Annotated in this window: 22 protein-coding genes; 19 read left to right on the top strand and 3 right to left on the bottom strand. The window is 36.4% G+C overall.

Annotation, left to right across the window (positions count from 1 at the left end; translation table 11 throughout):
- The first annotated feature begins 33 nt into the window (after positions 1 to 33).
- The 3 genes from ACZ76X_RS05145 to bcaP all read left to right on the top strand — a co-directional run bounded on the left by ACZ76X_RS05145 (position 34) and on the right by bcaP (position 5,469).
- Positions 34 to 3,396: a tubulin-like doman-containing protein gene (locus ACZ76X_RS05145; protein WP_479849783.1), complete on the top strand. Its 3,363-nt coding sequence runs from the start codon at positions 34 to 36 to the stop codon at positions 3,394 to 3,396.
- A 57-nt stretch (positions 3,397 to 3,453) separates the two neighbouring features.
- Positions 3,454 to 3,594 carry a phosphonate ABC transporter permease gene (locus tag ACZ76X_RS05140; protein ID WP_479849782.1) on the top strand — a complete coding sequence of 47 codons (141 nt, stop codon included), beginning with the start codon at positions 3,454 to 3,456 and terminating at the stop codon, positions 3,592 to 3,594.
- Positions 3,595 to 4,086: 492 nt separating this feature from the next.
- Entirely contained in the window at positions 4,087 to 5,469 is a 1,383-nt protein-coding gene (bcaP, locus tag ACZ76X_RS05135) for a branched-chain amino acid transporter BcaP (RefSeq protein WP_479849781.1), read from the top strand.
- Positions 5,470 to 5,537: 68 nt separating this feature from the next.
- On the opposite strand, the gene ACZ76X_RS05130 is transcribed toward bcaP, so the two are convergent.
- The 3 genes from ACZ76X_RS05130 to ACZ76X_RS05120 are packed head-to-tail and all read right to left on the bottom strand — an operon-like array spanning position 5,538 to position 9,307.
- The gene (locus ACZ76X_RS05130; protein ID WP_479849780.1) at positions 5,538 to 6,674 is read right to left on the bottom strand and encodes a Ger(x)C family spore germination protein; all 1,137 of its coding nucleotides are present in this window, start codon (positions 6,672 to 6,674) and stop codon (positions 5,538 to 5,540) included.
- Positions 6,675 to 7,772, bottom strand: coding sequence for an endospore germination permease (locus ACZ76X_RS05125; RefSeq protein WP_479849779.1), 1,098 nt, complete (start codon positions 7,770 to 7,772; stop codon positions 6,675 to 6,677).
- Entirely contained in the window at positions 7,769 to 9,307 is a 1,539-nt protein-coding gene (locus ACZ76X_RS05120) for a spore germination protein (protein WP_479849778.1), read from the bottom strand. Before ACZ76X_RS05120 ends, ACZ76X_RS05125 begins: the two co-directional genes overlap by 4 nt.
- A 296-nt stretch (positions 9,308 to 9,603) precedes the next feature.
- Between ACZ76X_RS05120 and fdhF the strand changes: the two genes are divergently transcribed.
- The 16 genes from fdhF to ACZ76X_RS05040 all read left to right on the top strand — a co-directional run bounded on the left by fdhF (position 9,604) and on the right by ACZ76X_RS05040 (position 23,103).
- Positions 9,604 to 12,543, top strand: a complete 2,940-nt coding sequence (fdhF, locus tag ACZ76X_RS05115; RefSeq protein ID WP_479849777.1) for a formate dehydrogenase subunit alpha — start codon at positions 9,604 to 9,606, stop codon at positions 12,541 to 12,543.
- Between the two features lie 12 nt (positions 12,544 to 12,555).
- Positions 12,556 to 13,038, top strand: a complete 483-nt coding sequence (locus ACZ76X_RS05110) for a helical membrane plugin domain-containing protein (protein WP_000729898.1) — start codon at positions 12,556 to 12,558, stop codon at positions 13,036 to 13,038.
- 115 nt (positions 13,039 to 13,153) lie between these two features.
- A complete protein-coding gene (locus tag ACZ76X_RS05105) occupies positions 13,154 to 13,498 on the top strand; it encodes a Na-translocating system protein MpsC family protein (RefSeq protein WP_000039582.1) in 345 nt (114 codons plus the stop codon).
- Positions 13,499 to 13,514: 16 nt separating this feature from the next.
- Positions 13,515 to 14,312, top strand: a complete 798-nt coding sequence (gene fdhD / locus ACZ76X_RS05100; RefSeq protein ID WP_479849776.1) for a formate dehydrogenase accessory sulfurtransferase FdhD — start codon at positions 13,515 to 13,517, stop codon at positions 14,310 to 14,312.
- A gap of 20 nt (positions 14,313 to 14,332) precedes the next feature.
- Entirely contained in the window at positions 14,333 to 15,349 is a 1,017-nt protein-coding gene (gene moaA, locus ACZ76X_RS05095; RefSeq protein ID WP_479849775.1) for a GTP 3',8-cyclase MoaA, read from the top strand.
- Positions 15,350 to 15,548: 199 nt separating this feature from the next.
- Complete coding sequence (locus ACZ76X_RS05090) at positions 15,549 to 16,328, top strand: formate channel (protein WP_479849774.1); 780 nt, start codon at positions 15,549 to 15,551, stop codon at positions 16,326 to 16,328.
- A 24-nt stretch (positions 16,329 to 16,352) separates the two neighbouring features.
- The gene (locus ACZ76X_RS05085) at positions 16,353 to 17,369 is read left to right on the top strand and encodes a molybdopterin-synthase adenylyltransferase MoeB (RefSeq protein WP_479849773.1); all 1,017 of its coding nucleotides are present in this window, start codon (positions 16,353 to 16,355) and stop codon (positions 17,367 to 17,369) included.
- An 18-nt stretch (positions 17,370 to 17,387) separates the two neighbouring features.
- Positions 17,388 to 18,695 carry a molybdopterin molybdotransferase MoeA gene (gene moeA, locus ACZ76X_RS05080; RefSeq protein WP_479849772.1) on the top strand — a complete coding sequence of 436 codons (1,308 nt, stop codon included), beginning with the start codon at positions 17,388 to 17,390 and terminating at the stop codon, positions 18,693 to 18,695.
- Positions 18,676 to 19,140, top strand: coding sequence for a molybdopterin synthase catalytic subunit MoaE (gene moaE, locus ACZ76X_RS05075; protein ID WP_479849771.1), 465 nt, complete (start codon positions 18,676 to 18,678; stop codon positions 19,138 to 19,140). The genes moeA and moaE overlap by 20 nt, the downstream gene beginning before the upstream one ends.
- A 4-nt stretch (positions 19,141 to 19,144) precedes the next feature.
- Positions 19,145 to 19,381, top strand: a complete 237-nt coding sequence (gene moaD / locus ACZ76X_RS05070) for a molybdopterin converting factor subunit 1 (protein WP_479849770.1) — start codon at positions 19,145 to 19,147, stop codon at positions 19,379 to 19,381.
- Positions 19,382 to 19,453: 72 nt separating this feature from the next.
- Positions 19,454 to 20,503, top strand: coding sequence for a P-loop NTPase (locus tag ACZ76X_RS05065; RefSeq protein WP_479849769.1), 1,050 nt, complete (start codon positions 19,454 to 19,456; stop codon positions 20,501 to 20,503).
- 14 nt (positions 20,504 to 20,517) lie between these two features.
- The gene (locus ACZ76X_RS05060) at positions 20,518 to 20,742 is read left to right on the top strand and encodes a hypothetical protein (RefSeq protein ID WP_479849768.1); all 225 of its coding nucleotides are present in this window, start codon (positions 20,518 to 20,520) and stop codon (positions 20,740 to 20,742) included.
- A gap of 38 nt (positions 20,743 to 20,780) precedes the next feature.
- A complete protein-coding gene (locus ACZ76X_RS05055) occupies positions 20,781 to 21,179 on the top strand; it encodes a hypothetical protein (protein ID WP_479849767.1) in 399 nt (132 codons plus the stop codon).
- A gap of 137 nt (positions 21,180 to 21,316) precedes the next feature.
- Positions 21,317 to 21,565: a DUF1294 domain-containing protein gene (locus ACZ76X_RS05050; RefSeq protein WP_000871327.1), complete on the top strand. Its 249-nt coding sequence runs from the start codon at positions 21,317 to 21,319 to the stop codon at positions 21,563 to 21,565.
- Positions 21,566 to 21,656: 91 nt separating this feature from the next.
- Positions 21,657 to 22,598, top strand: a complete 942-nt coding sequence (gene rarD / locus ACZ76X_RS05045; protein WP_479849766.1) for an EamA family transporter RarD — start codon at positions 21,657 to 21,659, stop codon at positions 22,596 to 22,598.
- 79 nt (positions 22,599 to 22,677) lie between these two features.
- A complete protein-coding gene (locus tag ACZ76X_RS05040; protein ID WP_048527641.1) occupies positions 22,678 to 23,103 on the top strand; it encodes a divergent PAP2 family protein in 426 nt (141 codons plus the stop codon).
- The last annotated feature ends 57 nt before the right edge of the window (positions 23,104 to 23,160 follow it).

Here is a 23,160-nt window from a genome sequence, read left to right as displayed (position 1 = left end):
TCTCAAACAAGCAAGAATAGGAAGGTGGTTCACATGACGTTACAAGTTCCAACGATATTAATTGGTTTAGGTGGAATCGGTAGTACTGTAACACATCAAATATATGAAAGACTACCTGAGGAGCGCCGGAAAAAGGTAGCAATGCACGTATTTGATACAGATGTGAATACATTGAGTAAATTTGACCATATTCGAAAGTTTAAAACACAAACGAGTTCGAGTAAAACGCCAAGAGAGTATATTGCGGGAGATCCAACGATTCCAGAGTGGTTTCCGATGGACCCGACAATACTTGATAAACCACTGACAGAAGGGGCAGGACAGTTACGTGTTATTTCCCGTTTAGCGTTACGTGCTGCGATGAAAGAAGATAAATTGACGTCCTTTTGGCAAGAAATTGAAAAGATTTTTCCCGTTACAAGCGATCAAACGGAATATGGAGTGCGTGTCATTATCGTAACATCACTAGCGGGCGGAACAGGTTCAGGGATGTTTCTGCAAATTGCATTATATTTACGTGAAATGCTTCGGAAAAAACTGCAACATCACAACATTTTAATACGCGGGGCGTTTCTAATGCCGGACGTGTTAGTGAAGACGAGAACGGTTAGTGCGAAGGAGTTTGAAACGGTGCAAGCAAACGGCTATGCATCGTTAAAAGAATTACATGCTATTACACTCGGCTCTACTGGAGAATTATCAAAGCGCGGTGGCGTGACGATTGAATTAGAGTATCGACCTGATCAAGTAGATGAAGACGGAAGAACGAATCATACGATTAAACAACATCATTTACCGTACAATTATTGTTTCTTATACGATTACGAAAATTTACATGGACACCATCTGTATAATTTATCAGATTATATGGAGCAAATGGCCAATACGATTTATTTACAGTTATTTAGTCCGATGTCTGCAAACCATTTTGCACAGGAAGATAATCAAATTCAACAATTAGCAGAATCGAGCGGGAAAGGGCGATATTGTGGGGCAGGAACGGCAAAGATTATTTATCCGTATGAGCACGTGTTAAAATATTGTGCTTTAAAATGGGCTGTGCAAGGTTTAGATGAATCGTGGCTTCACTTAGATCAACTGTTTCAAGAGAAGAAACAAAGATACGATCAAGATGTAAAACGTGGTATGCAACGTGAAAAGCCAGAGCGTGGCAAAAGTTATTTAGAAGACTTAGAACATCTTGCTACTCGTCCAGAACAGGCTCATATTTTCTATAGACAAATGTATAATGAAACGCGTGAAGGAGCAGAAGGTGGTAAGGTCGGTGTTGCGAAATCTAAACTATTTTTAGAAGCTGTAGAAAGTTATGTACAGCGTACGGTGCAAAAAGATGAGGAATTAAATCGTCTACAGCATGAGTGTAAAATTTCAGCTGCGAAACTGAAAATGATGGAACAAATGAAAGGTGAAGTAGCAAGGGTGGATCATGCGGTTCGTTTATATGCGTATGCGATTCCGAGCCGTGTACATGAACATGTAACGACACTTTTATATGACATGATTGAATCAGACCGTTTTTCACCAAGTGGTTCTGAGGGACAGTCATATCAATTAAATACATGGTTTTTAAAGAAAACAGATCCTGTTCATCCAGTATCAGCTCGTTTTATGTTGTATGAAATTCGAAAGCAGTTAGTCGAGAAAATGAATCGCCTACATGAAAATAATGAACAAAAGCGCAATTTAATTCAAAACTACGATAAGAAATTTAATGTGAGTAATATTGATGGAACGGTAACAGCTGTGCGCCGAGTAGAAATCGCGCAGCAACAAGGCTGGTTTGGAAAAATGATTAATAATCAGCAGCGTTTGTTTAAAAAAGAATTTGAAGATATTGTAACGCAGTACGTACACAAATTAAACGAGTATCGTAAAGAAATGCTATTAGAACTCGTGTATCAATCGCTATATCAAGCGGTTAATAAAATGATTCAATATTGGGAAAGATTTTTTGACAACTTACACGAAACACGTGAAAATTTATTGTTCGAAATTCAAAAACGAAGCAAGGAATTTGAAGGGAAAACAAACCCAACGAATGTATACGTATTAGCGGAAGAGAAGTTGCAAGAAAAGATATGGCAAGATATGCAACAACATTTAAATTTAGGAGTATTACCGAAAGATATATCAGCAGAAATTTATATGAGTTTATACGGGGAATATTGCCGGGATGCGAAAACGGAAGAGATTCAATCGAAAAAGGTAGAAGACTTTTATCGTGAGCACATACTAAGTTACTGCTACGATGAATTACAAATACGCTATCGCGATAAATTAGAGCTGAACATCGTTGAAGCACTAAGAAAAGAAGCGGATTATAAGAAGCGTGATCGTGATGAATATGTACGTGAAAAAATTGAAGACTTGTTCCATTTAGCAAGTCCATTCGTGCCGAAAGTTTCACATCATAGGGAATTACAATATTGGGGTATACATCCATCATTAAAGAAAGAACTGCAAGAGGAATTAGTGCAAGAAATGTTTAAAGAAAAGGATACAGTACATGAAGCTTTCTCGCCATTTGAAGTCATTTGCTATCGTGCACATTACGGTTTATCGTTGCAAGACTTTCCAAAGCTTTCGTCTGGACATATTGCAAATGGATTTATGAATGATAAAGGTGATTATTTTCAGTCGTACTATCGCCGTGTAAACAAGTTGAATAGTAAAAAATCTAGTTTAACGCCGCATTTAGATAAGTATTGGCACTTACCAGCATTTATGCCAGACTTAAATGCAACACAAACGAAGTTAGATTACGATAAATGTAATCGCGCTCTTCTATACGCGTATATGTATCGCTGGATTAGTTTAGTTGCTGTTGATGGCCAGTTTGTATATCAATATAACGGCGTTGGACGTAGCTTCTTAATTCAATCGATGGGGAAAAATATTTCAAGCGAAAGTTATAAATTACACAGAGCATTGCTTCATAACCCATTTATTTATGAAAACATCTTGTCCAGATTTGAAGAAGAACAAGAAAAGGCAATGATACAAGGTGGACATTTATATACACATCCGTTTGTATTAGGCGCTCAAGATATTAGATGGCTTCGTAAAGAGCATGTCCATAATATATTAGATATGATTTTAATGTATGACCGTGAAGCGAAATATGACCCAACGTTAGAAGAAACTTCTGATGAATTACTAAGGCTATTCCTTGATGAAATTGAGTTATATTTCCAAAACTATTACGGTACAGGCGCCGATATGGTTGCAAAGAAAGAGAAAGAGATGTTTATTAAACAATTGTGGGATCGTTCGTACGCGAAAGGATATGTAGATCCAAATAGTGCTCCTTATAAAAAGTGGCAAAATTTATTAAGCGTTCATGATGAAGAGGAAACGTCAAAAACGAATGTATAATGAATGAATAGGGAATCCTTAAAAGTGGCAATACAACTTTAGAAAAGAGGGATTCCGATGCCGTTTTTAGGAAGTGTATATCAAATATTTGGATTGTATCCAGAAATTTATTATGGAATGATTTCAGCTGAACTACAAGAAGAGGTTCAGAAGGAATATCTTGAAAATAATAGTGCAGAAGCTGAAGTGGAAGAATAAAAAAAGTGCAGATGAAAATCTGCACTTTTTATTTGCTTTAAAATGGTTTCGAACCTTCAATTGAATTGTTATTTTAAAATAATAATTCAATTGAAGGTTCGATGATGTTTCTAGAATTTCATATAATGAAAAATGTATAAAAATCAATATAAAAAAATGAATATAAATATAAAGATGAGAAAGAACAATGTTTTCAAGAAAATAATTATGTTTAAAAATAACATTTGATACATAATTAACCGTAAGTGTTTAATTAATTATATTGTTGACAATATAATTAATTGTATGATAAATTCAATCAGCATTCTTAGTAGTGTGTTGCTGAATTAATTGCTTTAAAATTTACTACAGTTTAAAAAGATTGATTTTTCAGTCTTTCGTTGAATTATTAAGTTGATGGGGAGTGAATCATGTATATTTTTATTTTCTAAACAGAACAGTAATAAAGATTGTAATAAGTAAGAGATAAACTTGAAAAAGAGGTTTCAATGAATGAGTCTTTTAATAAAGAAAACAATGGATGAAGAAAAGAAAAAAGTATTGAATCAAACTTTAGGTGCAATTGACTTAACTCTTTTAGGGATTGGAGCAATTATTGGTACAGGGATCTTCGTATTAACAGGTATTGTAGCAGCGAAACATGCTGGACCAGCCATTGTATTATCGTTTATATTAGCGGCAATTGTATGTGCGTGTGTAGCTTTCTGTTATGCTGAATTTGCTTCTACAGTTCCAGTTTCGGGAAGTGTATATTCATATACATATATGACACTAGGTGAGATTTTTGCATTTATAGTCGGTTGGTGCGTTATGTTGGAGTACTTATTAGCGACTTCTGCAGTAGCTGCAGGATGGTCAGCGTATTTTCAGTCATTGTTACTAGGGTTTAATATTCACATCCCTACAATCTTTGCTTCGGCACCTGGTATGGGAAAGGGTGGAATTATTGATTTACCAGCAGTCCTTATTATTTTAGTTGTTACATTGTTATTAAGTCGTGGTGCAAAAGAAAGTGCACGAATAAATAATATAATGGTTATTATTAAACTGGCTGTTATTGTAGGGTTTATTGTTGTAGGGACACAATATGTAAAACCAGAGAATTGGCAACCATTTCTACCTTTTGGTTTTCATGGTGTAGTAGGAGGCGCTGCTACTGTATTTTTTGCTTTTTTAGGATTTGATGCAGTTGCAACAGCTGCAGAGGAAGTGAAGCGTCCACAACGTAATGTGCCAATTGGGCTACTTGTTTCATTATTCATTTGTACCATTCTATACGTAGGTGTTTCATTCGTATTAACTGGAATGGTTCCGTTTACGGAGTTGAATGTCGCTGATCCAGTTGCATATGCATTGCGTATTGTGGGAGAAGATAGAATTGCTGGATTGTTATCGGTGGGAGCGATAGCGGGGTTAACAACAGTTCTGTTAGTAGCTATGTTTGCATTTGTTCGTGTATCTTACTCGATGAGTCGAGATGGGTTGTTACCAAAAAGACTTTCAAGTGTACATAAACGTTTACAAACTCCATTTTTTAATACATGGGTTACAGGTATTATTACAGCTTTATTAGCAGGATTAGTGGATTTGAATTTATTAGCTAATTTAGTGAATATGGGAACGATAACAGCATTTGTTTTTGTATCTATAGCTGTTATTGTATTAAGAAAGACACATCCTAATATGAAAAGGCCATTCCGTGCGCCGCTAGTACCTTTTTTACCGATCGTTTCAATAGTGAGTTGTATATATTTAGCTTTGAACCTCTCTCAGGTTACTATAATTAGTTTTGTAGTATGGGTAATAATAGGTGTAGTTATATATTTTGGATATGCTAAAAAACACAGTAATATTAGAAATGGAAATAGAGTATAGTCCATTGAAATAATAATTGTAATGTAAATAAAAACACGCTACTTATAAGAACAAGTAGCGTGTTTTTGCTATTTAATAATCCCATTTTCTAAAATTTTAATAGTAGGAGTTACTTTCACATTAGCTTTTGAAAAGGCACTTGGCCAATCATCTTCAACTGTTTTCCACCTCTTATATTGAAACGCTCTTGCATAATCACCAAATCCGAATGGATCGAGTTGTTGTTTTTGAATTTTATGGATTAAATCGTTCAAGTCTTTGTTTAGTTGTTTTGTAATAAGTGAAGTTAATTTCTTTCTATCTTTGTCTATATCCATGTTGAATGTAAGTTCAGATACGGAAACTTTAAAATCCATTGCAATATTAAATTTGAAGTGGTTATCTTTATAATCTGTATGGATATCACGATTGATGCTAAGAACATTTATTGTTACGAAATCGTCGCCGTCGGTATCTTTTAGATGACTATTACTTTCAACTGAGTGAGAAGGGATTTTCAGTGTAAGTGAAACGGGTATATTCGCTTTCTTTTGCAACATAAGAAGAAGGGCGCTTTCATATCGATTTAAAGACATCTTGTAGATTCCGCGAGAAGTTAATAGTGCAGAGCCAGTAACGATCACATCTTTTTTGCCTTTTTTTATTTCTGAGATAGCAGGTGTTATACCTTTATTAAACGTTTGCCTATGAAATTCATGGAATGTCGTAAACGCGGTTCGATTGTATAGTTTGTTCGTATTAATTAAATCCGTTAAATATTCAGGAAGTGCAGGCTTATCTTTAAAGTTATTATATATAACGGAAGAAATTGGACCATCAACTGCAACCATACGCATATTTCCTGTGTTTTTAGGGTCGCGATACCAAACATCAAGGTAAGGCATAGCTCCTTCTTGTTTTAAAAACTTCGTGCTAAATAAAATGAGTTGTAACTTTTCTGTAGATACTAAACCGCTACTTGAGCTATTAAACGTTGCTTTTGCTTCTCGAGGTGTATGTACTATTGCTTCATGAGTTTCGAACTTTTTTTCTACATCTTCATTAAAAATAGGGTTTACGTGGTACACCATTAATTTTCCTTTTGCTTTTGCATCAAAACCATAAATTAATGAAATCGATTGTTTTTCTAAGTCGAGTCGATCTCCACAGCCTGTTAAAAATGTTATGAGAAAGCAAAATATAATGAAAGGAATAAAGCGTCTCATTTAAATTTTTCTCCTTTTCCAATGCTGATAAAGTGTCATGTATAACAGAAATACGACCGGGAATAGAAAAACGATAAAATAACTTGCAGTTCCCCAAAATTCTCGCAACGCACTTATTTGATAAGAGGAAGGGATATAAAAGAACAGAATGAAAGTACAACCGAATAATAAAAACCAAATAGGTAATGAACTCCCTTTTTTGTTAAGTAATTGATTGATTCCATCTGAAGCAGTAAAAATATAAGGAATACAAGAATCAAAAATGATAAAGAGATAAAATGACAAAAAGATAATTTCAAATCGTTCCAGAAAAGAAAAGTGAAACGGTGTAACGAGAGAAAGGGTAGGCCATAAAAACTTAGTTATACCATCTGGGCTAAAATAAAGGAAAGAAACGAACGTAACTTGCAGGTAAACGAATAAAGTGATCATATTTGCAATAACGATCCCTTTTTTTGCAGATGATTTATTACTGAGATAAGGATAAAGGACGAATGCAAACTCAAATCCGAGAAAGGCAATAATAGTTGTTTTTACTGTGTTGAAAACTGGTATCCATCCCTCTTTAAGGAGAGGAAGAAGATAGACCCAATGCCCATCTTTAAGTGGGATAAATAATAGTAATGGCATCCAGAGTGTAAATAAGACAGTAAAAACAGCATAGCGACTAATAATAAGAACACCTTTACATGCGAGCATAACCATTGGAATAGATAGTAACATCATAATTAAAAACATCGGGGATCTAGGCAAAATCCAAATGTGAATAACGTATAAGAGGGAAAAAATTAAGGAAACAGCTGCAAGAACAGCATATAAAATCCAAAAAATCATTCCTACTCTTCCTAACCATTTCCCAAGATAACGAGTTAGCAGATCAAGTAAATGATAACCGGGATGTTTTTCCATGATTTTTACAATACATAGACTGACTAAAGTAGTGATAGCGCATCCTATAATAATAGACATCCAGCCATCTGTATTCGCCCCTTGTGCTACTTCACGTGGCAGTGTAAGTACACCGAATCCTACTTGAACACCACTAATCGTTAAAATGTATTGAAATAAACTAATCTCCCTCTTTGCACGCTTTGTCACTCATCTTCCTCCTTTTCTTCTATATCCGGTTGTCGATTTTCTTGTTTTAAGTTAAGGGATAGTGGTCGTTTCTTCATCAGTTTCCATGGTAAACGTACAAGAATATCTTTTAAATCCGACGCAAATGACGGAGAAAAAGGACTACCGTAAGGAACACCAAGTGATTCCATAGAAAGAATATGGATGATGATGACTGCCATCCCAACCATAATTCCAATGACTCCAAATAAAGAAGCGATTATCATCATTGGAAAGCGAAGAATTCGAACTCCTGCTGACATTTCTAGGTTGGGGATAATAAAAGAAGCGACTGCGGTAATAGATACGACAATAACCATAACATTACTTACGATTCCTGCTTGAACTGCAGCTTGTCCAATGACAATCCCTCCTACGACGCCAATTGTTTGTCCGACGGGACCTGGAAGTCGAACTGCAGCTTCTCGTAGCATTTCAAGTACTAATTCCATCAAAAGTGCTTCTAATATAGGCGGGAAAGGAATTTTTGCTCGAGATTCTCCAATTGTTAACAATAATTTAAGTGGAATCACTTCATAATGGAAGGAAATCATAGCAATATAAAGAGCTGGAGCAAATATTGCAATAAATAATCCGGTGAAACGAAGTAATCGTATGAAAGATGGAATGATTGGTCTAAAGCTGTAATCATCTATTGTTTGAAAAAAAGATGAAAAGGTCATAGGTCCAATTAATACGCCTGGTGAGCGATCCACAACAATAGCGATTCGCCCGTTCAAAATGTGATGGGCCGTTGTGTCAGGGCGTTCGGTGATAGATAATTGCGGAAAGAGAGTATAGGAATTATCTTCAACAAACCCTTCTAATTCTCCAGTAGTAAGAATGGCATCTACTTTGATTGATTTGATGCGGCATGCCATTTCTTGTACGACATCTTCGTTTGCAATGTCTGCTAAATAAAGCAAAAAAACTTTTGAAGTAGCTCGTTCACCAACAGTGAATTCCTTCACCTTCAATTCGCGATTTGGGATATATCTACGAATAAGTGCAAGACTGTCACTCGCGACCTCATTAAATCCTTCGTGAGAGCTTTTTATGGAAGTTTCTGTTGTAGGCTCTTCAATACTTCTTTTTGGCGCCGCTTGTGTATCAAGTTCTAACGCTGTAAGCTGTCCGTTTATAAATAAAATGCTTTTACCATGTAAAAGGGACTGTTCAATGTCTGACCATTGCTGAACTTTTTTTACATTTCCAATTGTAACGGAAGATTCCCAAAAATTATCTTCATTCCACTCTTTAAATAGGAGTGGGCGAAGAATATCAATGTTAATAACAGTTTTGTCTACAAGTCCTTCCATATATATAAGGGCAGCTTCTTTTCCGTTTTTTAACGGAAAGGTTCGTGTAATTAATTCTGGAATACCACTAAACAGCTTGGACAAGTGCTTTAGATTAAGGGAAAGAGAAGAAGAGATAGATTTATTTAATAGGTGAGCAGCTTGCTTTTGTGCAGAAAAAGATTTTTCACCACGTATCCATTTATTAAAAGACCCCATTTGTTTGCTTACTCCTTGTTATGTATTATATGGGTTATTATGGATAGTTCCATGCGGACATATGCGTAGTTTAAATTTTATATTGTATATTTTTAACTTTAACGCTATAATTATAGTGTTAAAGATGGAATCGTGATATGACCTGTTATGAATCTATCGTTTTATTTATGAATAAATGGATTGGTATTTTAGCAAGATGTGCTAATAAACTACTCCACCATGATAATAACGTGCCGAAATGTGGTGCGTATATTTTCGTGGTGGAGTTTTTTTATTCTCAAAAAGGGGGAAAGACCATGAATAACAACATGGTTCATATTACAATTGACGGAAAAAAGTATACAGCGGAGCCCGGTTCAACGATATTGGGTGTGATTAATGAGAACGGGATTGAACATCCGCAAATTTGTTACGTGCCAGAAGTAGATCCTATTCAAACATGTGACACTTGTATTGTAGAAGTTGACGGAAAGTTAATGCGCTCTTGTTCGGCAGTAGTGACAGACGGTATGAATATTGAACGTAATTCTGCCCGTGCAAAAGAAGCACAAACAGAGGCGATGGATCGGTTACTAGAAAATCATTTACTATACTGTACAGTATGTGACAACAACAATGGGAACTGTAAACTGCATAATACAGCAGAATTAATGGAAATCGAACATCAAAAATATCCTTATGAACCGAAAGTAGATGTAAGTGAAGTTGATATGACGCATCCGTTTTATCGCTATGACCCGAATCAATGTATTGCATGTGGTCAATGCGTCGAGGTGTGTCAAAACTTACAAGTAAATGAAACGTTATCAATAGACTGGGAAGCAGAACGCCCACGAGTTATTTGGGATGAAGGAGTAAATATTAATGATTCTTCCTGCGTGAGCTGTGGTCAATGTGTAACGATTTGCCCTTGTAACGCTTTAATGGAAAAAACGATGCTCGGTGAAGCTGGATTTATGACAGGGTTAAAACCAGATATTCTTGAACCGATGGTAGATTTAATTAAAGAGGTTGAGCCTGGATATAGCGGTATTTTTGCGGTATCAGAAGTGGAAGCGGCCATGCGTGATACTCGTACGAAGAAAACGAAAACAGTATGTACATTTTGTGGTGTAGGTTGTTCATTTGAAGTGTGGACGAAAGGGCGTAAAATTCTTAAAGTACAACCTTCTTCTGATGCGCCGGTTAATGCGATTTCTACTTGTGTAAAAGGGAAATTCGGTTGGGATTTCGTAAATTCTAAAGAAAGAATTACGAAACCATTAATTCGTAAAAATGGAACGTTTGTTGAATCTACATGGGAAGAAGCATTACATGTAGTTGCAAGTAAATTAGGATCGATTAAAGAAGAGTACGGTAAGGATGCTATCGGTTTTATTTCTTCATCAAAAATTACGAATGAAGACAATTATGTGATTCAAAAATTAGCTCGACAAGTATTTGAAACGAATAATATTGATAACTGCTCACGTTATTGTCAATCGCCAGCGACAGACGGATTATTCCGTACAATTGGTATGGGCGGAGATGCTGGAACGATTAAAGATATCGCACAATCCGGTCTTGTTATTATTGTAGGTTGTAATCCGACAGAAGGTCATCCTGTGTTAGCTACACGTATAAAACGTGCACATAAATTACACGGACAAAAATTAATTGTGGCTGATCTTCGTAAAACAGAAATGGCAGAGCGTTCAGACGTCTTTATTAGTCCAAAACAAGGAACAGATCAAGTATGGTTAATGGCTGTTACAAAATATATGATTGATCAAGGCTGGCACGATCAGGAATTTATTAATGAGAATGTAAACTTCTTTGAAGATTTCAAAGAAAGCCTAGAAGAATATACACTTGAATATGCAGAAGAAGTAACAGGTATTTCAAAAGAAACACTTATTCAAATGGCTGAAATGATTCGTGATGCAGATGGTACATGTATCCTTTGGGGTATGGGGGTAACGCAAAATACAGGTGGTTCTGATACTTCCGCTGCAATTTCAAACTTACTTCTTGCAACAGGGAACTATCGTCGTCCAGGAGCAGGTGCATACCCACTTCGAGGTCACAATAACGTACAAGGTGCTTGTGATATGGGTACTTTACCAGGATGGCTTCCAGGATATCAGCACGTTACGAACGAAATGGAACGTGCGAAATTTGAAACTGCTTACGGAGTGAAAATTGATAGTGAACCAGGTCTTAATAATATTGAAATGCTACACGCAATTGACGAAGGAAAAATGAAAGCAATGTATCTTGTCGGAGAAGATATGGCTCTTGTAGATTCTAATGCAAATCATGTACATCAAGTGTTATCGAGCCTTGATTTCTTCGTTGTGCAAGATGTTTTCCTTTCTAAAACTGCTCAATATGCAGATGTTGTATTACCAGCAGCGCCATCTCTTGAGAAAGAAGGTACGTTCACAAATACAGAGCGCCGTGTCCAAAGATTATATCAAGTTCTTCCTACGCTAGGAGATGCGAAACCAGACTGGTGGATCGTCCAGGAAGTTGCGAATAAACTAGGTGCAAACTGGAATTATAGCCACCCAAGTGAAATCTTTGCTGAGATGGCAAGTTTATCACCATTGTTCTCGCAAGCGAACTATGAAGTGCTTGAAGGATGGAACAGTTTCCATTGGGGAAGTTTTGATGGAACGAATACACCACTTCTGTTCCAAGACGGATTTAACTTCCCAGATAAAAAAGCTCGTTTTGCGATTGCTGACTGGGTACGTCCAGCTGAATTTCCAGCTGAGTTTGACCTTCACATTAACAACGGTCGTATGCTTGAGCATTTCCATGAAGGGAATATGACAAATAAATCAACAGGTATTCAAACGAAAGTACCTGGTGTTTTCGTTGAAATCTCTCCAGACCTTGCAAAAGAACGTGGCGTAAAAACAGGTTCGTTAGTTCGTCTTGTCTCTCCTTTTGGAGCATTGAAATTACGTGCACTCGTTACAGATCGTGTAAAAGCGAATGAGTTATACTTACCGATGAACTCTACAGATAACGAAACGGCAATTAATTTCTTAACAGGTCCTGCTGTGGATGTACGTACGAATACACCTGCGTATAAACAAACGAAAGTACGTATGGAAGTATTAGAAGTTGATGGCGAAAATCCGATGCCAAAAGCGAACCCACGTAATAAAAAACGTCACCCTCAAGCTGGAATTGAGGTACATCGTAAGTGGGCACGTCCAGGGTATGTGCATTTAACGGATAAGTAGGAGGAGAAAACTATGGCTGCACCTATAAAAATGATTCAAAAACAAGAATTAACTGAGGAAGAAATAAAACAGCAAAAGTTAGATGATTTAAAAGAGCTTCTAACTAATAATGAAGAAGCTCTAAATCAGATGTTTAATATAGTAGGGGAATTAAATGACATTGGAATGCTAGAAGCTGCAAATTCAATGCTAAAAGCGAAAGAACCAATTGCGAAAATTGTTCTAGGTCAAGTAACTCGTGAGCCTGTTACAAATTTAATTAATAATATGATGGGCGCTGCAGGTGCGTTAACTGAACTTGACCCAGAACTTACGAAAAAGCTTATAGGTAGTTTATTAGTCGGGCTAGAAGAAGGTAATGAACATCTAGAAAGTAATAAAAAAGTAGGGGTATTCGATCTTATGAAAGTATTGAAAGACCCAGATATTAACCGTGCTATCGGGTTTGGGCTTCATTTCTTAAAAGGTATGGGGAAAGGGTTAAAAGGCGAATAAACTTCATGAAGTGAACCTTTCCGCCCAAATATTTGTACGAAATAGTTTGGGCGGAAGGCTCATTTTGGTAAAATATATAATAAAGTAAAATGAGGCTTTTTGGAGGTATAATTGTATGTCAAAAAAAGTACATGAATTTAATGATATGATACGAAAACTTCGAAAGGAACTTTTCGGAAAAGGGCCAGAACGAATTCATACTGTTTTTGCTGAAAATATGGCGATTGCGACTCTTTACGGAAACTTAACACCTACTGAAAAATTCATTTCAAGTACGATGGACGGTGCGGAAATGGTTCATATGGCTAGAACGAAAATGATTCAAGAAGTATATGCTGCAAATTCTCGTGAACATTTGGAGGAACTTGTTGGAGCGAAATTAGTGAATTTGTTTTCAGATATGAAAGTAGAAGAAGATATTGCAGTTTCGGTATTTGTTTTTGATAAAAATATAACGTGAGAGAAGGATACTGATCGTGAAACCGATACAGGTAGAAAGAGAAATCTTTCGTTATGAACAAGGGGCGTTTAAACGTATAGAGGACAGCATTGTAACAGAGTTTCCAGTCACGATTAAAATGAACGGACAGGAGTTTGTTACAATGGTTAGTACTCCAGAATATATAGAAGATATGGTAATAGGCTTTTTAGCATCTGAAGGAATCATTCGGAAATATGAAGATATTGATGAAATATGGGTACAAGAGAAAGAAGGATTTGTACATGTCACGGCGGCAAAATTGAATCCGTATTACGAACAAATGCAAAATAAACGTTATATTACGTCGTGTTGTGGTATGAGTAGACAAGGTTTTGTTTTTGCAAATGATGCACTAAGCGCGAAAAAAATGAATGGTGTCCATGTGCAGGTTGCTGCAGAAGACTGTTTTCGGTTAATGAAAGAAATGCAGCAATCTGCAGAGACATTTCATCATACAGGTGGCGTTCATAATGCATCTTTGTGTGATGTGAATGGCGTTATTTTAAGCCGAATGGATATCGGTAGACATAATGCGTTAGATAAAATTTACGGTTATTGCTTAAAAAATAATATTTCTATAAGCGATAAGATCATTGTTTTTAGTGGTCGTATTTCTTCGGAAATATTATTGAAAGTTGCAAAGATTGGTTGTGAAATTATACTTTCAAAATCAGCTCCAACTGAGTTGGCTTTGCAGCTAGCAGAAGAATTAGGTATTACTACGATAGGATTTATTCGGAATCAATCCTTAAACGTATATACGCATCCAGAGCGTGTTTTAAATATAAAATAAGTAAAAGCGAGGCAATAAATATGAAATCTGTCACATTAGACAAACTACAACGTCCTTTAAAGGATTTACGTATTTCTGTTACTGATCGCTGTAATTTTCGCTGCCGTTATTGTATGCCGGAAGAAATATTTGGTCCTGATTATTCGTTTTTGTCTAATGATAAAATTTTATCTTTTGATGAGATTGAAAGGATAACACGTATTTTTGTTTCTTTAGGTGTAAGAAAGTTACGAATTACGGGCGGAGAACCGTTACTGCGAAGAGGTCTTCCGCAGCTTATTGAGCGCCTTAATAAAGTGGATGGTGTGGAGGATATCGGCTTAACAACCAATGGATCGTTACTGAAAAAGTTTGCTCCTGATTTATATAAGGCGGGTTTATCACGTGTGACAGTTAGTTTGGATTCTTTAGAAGAAGAGCGTTTTTTCTATTTGAACGGCAATAGAAGCAAGGTACAAAGGGTACTAGAAGGAATACAGGCTGCAGCTGAAGTTGGTATGAAAATTAAAATAAACATGGTCGTTCAAAAGGGGAAAAATGAACAGGACATCTTACAGATGGCGCGATACTTTAAGGCAAATAAACATATTCTTCGATTTATTGAGTATATGGACGTTGGAAATTATAACGGTTGGGAGTTAAAAGAGGTCGTATCTAAACAAGAAATAGTAGATGCCATTCATCAAGTTATGCCATTAGAACGGATAGAAGCGAATTATGCAGGTGAGGTTGCAACTCGCTATCGTTATATTGGAAGTGAAGAGGAAATAGGTATCATTTCATCAGTAACCGATTCCTTCTGTTCCTCATGTACGAGAGCACGTATTTCTGCAGAAGGGAAATTATATACTTGTTTGTTTGCTTCTAAAGGAAATGACTTGAGAGAATTACTTCGATCTGGTTACACAGACGAGGAAATAACAGATATCGTACGTGATATCTGGAACAACCGAGAAGATCGTTATTCAGATGAACGTTTAAGTCATACAAGTAAGAAAAGAGTACCTAAAATTGAAATGTCACATATTGGTGGCTGATATGTAAAAGTGATACTATGATGAAGTATATACAAAATGGAAAATGTGCAATGTTTGTAGATTTTCTATTTTATAGTAAAAGTGATGATTGATATCTCTGTAAAAGATGTGCAGAGAAATTAAGCAGCATTCAAAAACCTTTTTTTGAGGAGGTTTTTTGAAGCTGCTTTTTTATTTGGAGAAAATGGAGGAATTAGTAATGGCATTTCATAAGCCGGAACAAATTGCTGAACTCGTAATTGAGGCCGGTGTTCAAAAAGTAAGTCAGACGTTGCCAGCAATGCTTATTCTCGGTTTTTTAGGAGGAGCGTTTATTTCGTTTGGTTTTTTACTTAACATTCGCGTTTTAGGTAATTTACCTGAACGCTGGGGTAGTTTAGTCAATGTTTTAGGAGGAGCGGTTTTTCCTGTTGGATTAATGCTCGTCGTATTAGCAGGAGGAGAATTAATTACTGGAAATATGATGTCACTGTCTATGGCGCTATATGCAAAGAAAATTACATTGGTAAGTGTACTAAATAACTGGATTTGGATTACTTTCATGAATTTTGTGGGAGCTATTTTTGTTGCGTATTGTTTCGGTCATCTCGGTGGATTAACAGAGGGAGATTATTTAAATAAAACGGTAGCGATAGCAGAAGGGAAATTACATGAATCGTTTGGAAGAACTTTAATTTTAGCAATTGGTTGTAATTGGCTCGTTTGTTTGGCGCTTTGGCTCGCTTATGGGACGAGTGATTTTATCGGAAAAATAATCGGAATTTGGATCCCGATCATGGCATTTGTAGTCATTGGATTTCAGCAAGTGGTAGCAAATATGTTTGTCATCTCGGCAGTTATTTTTGCAGGTCATCTGACATGGATGGACCTTGCTAGAAATTTTGTTCCTGTCTTTATTGGAAATGTAATTGGAGGAGCTGGATTTGTTGGATTTGCTTACTTTGCTTGTTATCAAAAACAACATTCTAATATGAAATAGAGTTCGTGAGAGGAAGGGTATGTAATGGCTGAGCGGTATTCACGACAACAGTTGTTCAAACCAATTGGGAGTAAAGGACAAGAAAAAATCCGTAATAAACATGTATTAATTGTAGGAGCAGGCGCATTAGGAAGTGCGAGTGCTGAATGTTTCGTACGTGCAGGTATTGGCAAGTTGACGATTATCGATCGTGACTACGTTGAATGGAGTAATTTACAAAGGCAACAATTGTACTCTGAACAAGACGCGAGAGAGAAAATGCCGAAAGCAATTGCTGCTAAAAACCGGCTAGAACAAATTAATTCGGAAGTACAAATACATGCTTTCGTAATGGATGCAGTTGCAGAAAATATGGAAGAGCTATTAAAAAATGTAGATGTAATAATTGATGCAACAGATAATTTTGATATTCGATTTGTAATCAATGACTTATCACAAAAACATAATATTCCTTGGGTATATGGTTCTTGCGTTGGATCGTACGGTATGAGTTATACAATTATTCCGCAAGGGACACCGTGTTTACATTGTGTGCTGAAGAACGTTCCAGTTACAGGTGTGACGTGTGATACCGATGGAATTATTAGCCCGACTGTTCAAATCGTTGCAGCCTATCAAGTGGCGGAAGCAATCAAAATTTTAGTAGAGGATTTTTCAGCAATTAGAAAAACATTTTTCATGTTTGATGTATGGAGTAATCAAAACCATTTTATAAAACTAGGGAAAATTAAAACAGACGATTGCCCTTCGTGCGGTTTGAATCGCACTTATCCTTATTTATCATACGGAAACCAAACGAAGGTAGCTGTTTTATGCGGAAGAAATACAGTTCAAATTAGGCCGGTAGAAAATAGGAAGTACGATTTTGATGATATAGAAAAAGTACTAAAAAAACTAGGGAGAGTAGAGCGGAATCCATATTTACTATCTTGCCAACTAGATGATTACCGCGTCGTTATTTTTCAGGATGGTCGTGTTTTCATTCATGGTACAAATGATATATCGAAAGCGAAACAATTATATTATCGCGTATTCGGTTAATAGAAAGGGTTGTCAACAATGGAAAGAAGAGTGCCAATTACGGTTGAAGAAGCTGTTCGTAAAGTAATGGAATTTGCTAATGAGGGATTAAAGGAGCTACTACCTATTGAATTAGCTTACGGGCGTATATTAGCAGAGGATTTAGTAGCTGACCATGATGTACCTTCATTCAATCGTTCACCGTATGACGGATTTGCTATTAGGGCAGAAGATACGAATGTAGCAAGTTATGAAACGCCAATTGTGTTTGAAGTAATTGGTGAAATTGGTGCGGGGTCACTATTCCATGAGAAAATAGGTCCGTTTCAAGCAGTTCGAATTATGACAGGAGCCCAAATTCCGAATGGGTGTGATGCGGTTGTTATGTTAGAGTTGACTCGTCAATATGAGAAGGATGGCAACAATTATATGGAAGTGAAGCGATCGTTCAAAAAAGGCGACAATATTTCTTTTCAAGGTGAAGATGCTCGTAAAGGAACGGTTCTTGCAAAGAAAGGATCATACATTCATCCAGGTATTTCAGCTCTTCTTGCCACATTCGGTTATAGTGAAGTACCAGTGGCGAGAAAGCCTGTAATTGGATTATTAGCGACCGGTAGTGAATTACTGGATGTAAATGACTCATTACAGCCAGGGAAAATCCGAAATAGTAATACGTATATGATATCGTCTCAAATTCGAAGAGCGGGCGGGAGAGTGAAATGTTTTGGGAAGTTTAGCGATGATTTTCCTACATGTTTTACAGTTGTTAAAGAAGTGTTAAGCCAAGTAGATATGCTCATTACAACAGGTGGTGTATCAGTAGGAGATTACGATTATTTGCCAGCTATATATGAAAAATTAGGTGCATCTGTTCTTTTCAATAAAGTTGCAATGCGACCAGGGAGTGTTACGACTGTAGCACAATTAAATGGCAAGTTATTATTTGGTTTATCAGGAAATCCATCTGCTTGTTACGTAGGATTTGAATTGTTTGTAAGACCTTGTATTCGGACATATATGTTTAGTGAAAAAGCACATGCAAAAAGAGAAAAAGCGTTATTAGGAGAAGATTTTCTGAAACCAAATCCATTTACGAGATTTGTACGAGCAAAACTGACATATAAGGAAGGACAATTAATCGCTTATCCGTCAGGGTTCGATAAATCTAGTTCGGTTTCTTCATTAGCAGAGACAAATATATTTATTGTACTTCCCGGTGGTACGAGAGGTTATAAAAAAGATATGTTCGTAGACGTTCTCTTGCTGGAAGATAACGAAGGTAGTGAATGGCCTGGAACATTTTATAAAGTGAGGGGTGTTTCTAATGGGACAAGTACTATTTGAAATTGTAGATATACCGATTGTAGTTGAAGGAGTAACGAATAAAGTCGCAAGAAGAGAAGCAGGTGCAATTACAACATTTATTGGTACGGTAAGAGAATTAACAAAAGGAAAACGAACGCTACAGTTAGAGTATGAAGCATATAAACCGATGGCAGTAAAACAACTTACGAGAATTGGTGAAGAAATAAATGAAAAGTGGCCGGATGCAAAAGTAGCAATTACGCACCGTGTAGGGCGGCTAGAAATTATGGATATCGCGGTCGTTATTGCAGTTTCATCACCGCATCGGAAAGTAGCTTATGAAGCCAATGAATACGCGATTGAACGTATAAAGAGAATCGTCCCAATTTGGAAAAAAGAATTTTGGGAAGATGGAACGATGTGGATTGGGGATCAACTTGAAAATACGGCATATCCAGAAGGAAAACCGAAGAAGGAAGAATGAGAAAATGATTACAATTTTATTGTTCGCAAATTTGCGTGAGGAAGTCGGATTGGATCAATTAGTCATTTTAGAAAAACAAGAAATGACAGTAGTGCAATTAAAAGAATGGTTGAAAGAAAGCTATCATTTGCAGTCGTTAGATACTGTAATGGTAGCAGTTAATGAAGAGTTTGTAACGAATGAAGGGATGATAAAAGCTGGAGATATAGTCGCATTCATTCCGCCTGTTAGCGGAGGGTAATAAGCTTTTTCACGAGATGAAGCGCTAAGAAGATGTTGTATATAAATTCGAACACGAGAAGGGATGAGTTCAATGATTACTCAAGAACAAATAATGAACGCGTTAAAACATGTAGAGGATCCGGAGCTACACAAAAGTATTGTAGAATTAAATATGGTTAGAGATATACAAATAAATGGAACAAAGGTTAAACTGGAAGTAGTGTTAACGATTCAAGGTTGTCCGTTAAAAGCAAAAATTCAACAAGATGTGGAAGAGTCTCTGCATGCAATTGGTGCATCTAAAGTAGATGTGACATTCGGTTCTATGACACAAGAAGAGCGAGCTGCGCTAACAGAAAAGTTAAAGAAAAATAGTAGAACAGAAACTGGTATGCCAAGCATGCTTCGCCTTGATTCAGGGGTACGATTTATTACTGTAACGAGCGGAAAAGGTGGAGTTGGAAAATCAACAGTGACAATTAATCTTGCAACTGCTTTAGCTCGTATGGGCAAAAAAGTGGGGATATTAGATGCAGATATATATGGTTTTAGCATTCCAGCTATGATGGAAACGAATCAAAAGCCAACGATGATTGATCAAACGGCAATTCCAGTCGTTAGTCACGGTGTTAAAATTATGTCGATGGGATTTTTTACGGAAGGAAATAACCCGGTTATGTGGCGCGGGCCGATGTTAAATAAATGGATTCAAAATTTCCTAGCGAATACGCACTGGGGAGAATTAGATTATTTACTTCTTGATTTACCACCTGGTACAGGGGATGTTGCTATTGATGTTGCTGCAATGATCCCGCAGGCGCAAGAAATTATCGTTACAACACCACACAATGTAGCTTCATTCGTAGCATCTAGAGTAGGTGTTATGGCAAAACATACGAAACACGAAATTTTAGGTATTGTGGAAAATATGGCTTATTATGAAGAACAAGTTGGATCGAAAAATTATCTCTTCGGAAAAGGTGGAGGCGAAATGCTTGCAGAACAATTGCAAACAGAAGTGATCGCGCAAATACCTTTTGCAAAACGAGAAGAAAACAACGGTTCATCTGTATATGATGAAGACTCTCTTGTGGGAGAAGTGTTTACATCGTTAGCAGAGGATATTATTTATAAAGGATAAAGGAGGGATTTTTTATGGCTTGTAATATCGATCATACTATGGAAGATGTAATGAATAAGCTGGAAAGTCAGAAGAATTTTTTACCGGAAGGGATTTTTACAGGATTGGAGGGATTTTTGCAACGTAATCATTCGCAGGAAATATTAAACGATATCTTTCATCTTTTAAAAAAGTATGACTTAGTTAGTGAAGAAGAAAGAGAGACGAGAAATACTCAATTATTGCTGATTATAAAATAAATATTTTTTGCTTTGTTTTTTCAGGAGGGGTAAATGTAATGGATATGAGAAAGATGGTTGAAACAATAGAAGCAACACAAGTGACTGAAAAGGAATTATCGATTTCTCGTTTACATCAAAAACTTGTGACGTTATATAGCCAAAAAAATGTTGTTTATTATACAAAGTTATTAAAATATATATTATCATTATCCGTGCAACTGAAGCTGAATCTCGTATTGAAATACTTTGGCGTGCGACCGTTTGTTGCTACAGATGAGCGTATGCAATTTCAAGAGATATTTAAATGTTTAGCTAACAAAGATGATAATGGCGAATGGTTTCTAAATTTCGTTTCTTTATATGTAGGGTTAATCGTAGTTCTTCATTTTGATGAAAAAGAGATTGAGAGAAGTTTTTTCAATGATATGGTAGTGGGTGAAGGGAATGAAATATAAGGTTCTGCTCATAACATCTTTCTGTTTAATTGGCTATACAAATATGAAGATAACTAATTAATAAAAAGTGTTCTTCAGTTGTTTCCGTCGTTTTTTCATGTTACCATTAAGCGAATTTTTCATAGGGAGAGAAAGCGATGAAATGGATTTATTTTATTATTATTAATGTTATAGCTTTTAGCCTTATGGGGCTTGATAAACGAAAAGCGAAGAAAAAGCAGTGGAGAACGCCAGAAAGTACGTTGTTTTTATCAGCGGCAGCTGGAGGAGCAGTTGGTGCTTGGATCGGTATGTATATGTTTCACCATAAAACTCATAAAAAGAAATTTGTTTTCGGTATACCGTTACTTGTCGTTATAACGGTATGTTTACTTTTTGTTGTATGAGAAATGTCGAAAGAATTGCAGATTGATTATTGGTAAAGTGAGCACGCGGGACCGTATAATGGAGAAAAATGAGAAGAGGAGAAAAAGGAAGATGGGGAGTCAATCAGCACAGCAAAAAAAAGGGATTATATATGCGGCTGGTGCTTATACGATGTGGGGAATCCTACCAATCTATTGGAAATGGGTTGAGGAAGTTCCTGCAGATGAAATATTAGCACACCGCATCGTTTGGGCGTTCGTTTTTATGTTACTAGTAATAGGTGTTACGAAAAGGTTTCGCCAGTTTATTGGGGAGTTTGTGAATCTTTTTAAACGACCTAAATTATTAATGTCATTAACAATAGCTTCGGTTTTGATTAGTGGAAACTGGTTTGTTTACATATGGGCCGTGAATCATAATCATGTCATTGAAGCTAGTCTTGGGTATTATATTAATCCGCTTATTAGTATTTTACTTGGTACAGTCGTTCTAAAGGAAAAGTTAAACTTTTGGCAATATGTTGCAGTTGGTTTAGCTGGAGTAGGAGTTATTATTTTAACGGTACGTTTCGGATCTATACCGTGGGTTTCTTTATCACTAGCCTTTTCATTTGGATTATACGGATTAACGAAAAAATTGTTAAACTATGATGCAACAATTGGGCTTACGATGGAAACGATGTTAGTGACGCCGTTTGCAATTATTTATCTTATTATGACTGGAGCACATGGCTTCGGTTCATTTGGATCTATTTCCATGGTATCGACGTTACTATTAATAGGAGCGGGCATTGTTACTGCTTTACCACTTTTTTATTTTGCGAAAGGAGCGCAACTTATTCCACTTTATATGGTCGGATTTTTACAATATATTGCGCCAACGATTAGTTTAATTTTAGGTGTATTCGTATTTGGTGAACATTTCACCTCTACTCATATGATTGCATTTTTCTGTATATGGGTTGCATTATTTGTATTCTCGGTAGCGAAAACAAAGTTCTTAGTGCAGAAACAACCGAAATTTATAAAAAATAAATCAGCAAAAGTATCATAATGCGTAGTATTTTCTACGCATTTTTCTTTATACTGATACTATATAGGATTTCCATTATAGCTAGTAGGGAGCTGAGAACGTGGAAACAATTTTACATAATGATCCGCTTATGGCCGCTGTAATTTCATGGTTTTTAGCACAATTAACGAAAGTAGTCTTTAAATTGGTTAAAACGGGTGAATTTGATTTTGCAAAGTTTTTCGCTTCAGGTGGGATGCCAAGTTCTCATGCTTCAACTGTTACAGCACTCGCGACAGGTGTTGGCGTTGTGGAAGGCGTGGAAAGTTCCATGTTTGCGATTGCTGCTATTTTTGCCATTATTGTTATGTATGACGCCTCAGGAGTAAGGCTTGCGGTAAGTAAACAAGCAAAAATTTTGAATGAGTTTTTTCACGGTAGACAAACAGAGTATAAGAAATTAAATGAACTTGTTGGACATACACCGTATGAAGTAGTAGTTGGTGCTTTAGTAGGGATAATTGTCGGAGTGGGATATTGTTTATGAGCAGAACATTTTATATGTTCTGCTTTTCTTTGTTTTCATACATATTCAGCTCCCTTT

Source organism: Bacillus sp. BC05(2025), from assembly GCF_056725905.1.
This window is presented reverse-complemented; position numbering and strand designations above follow the sequence as displayed.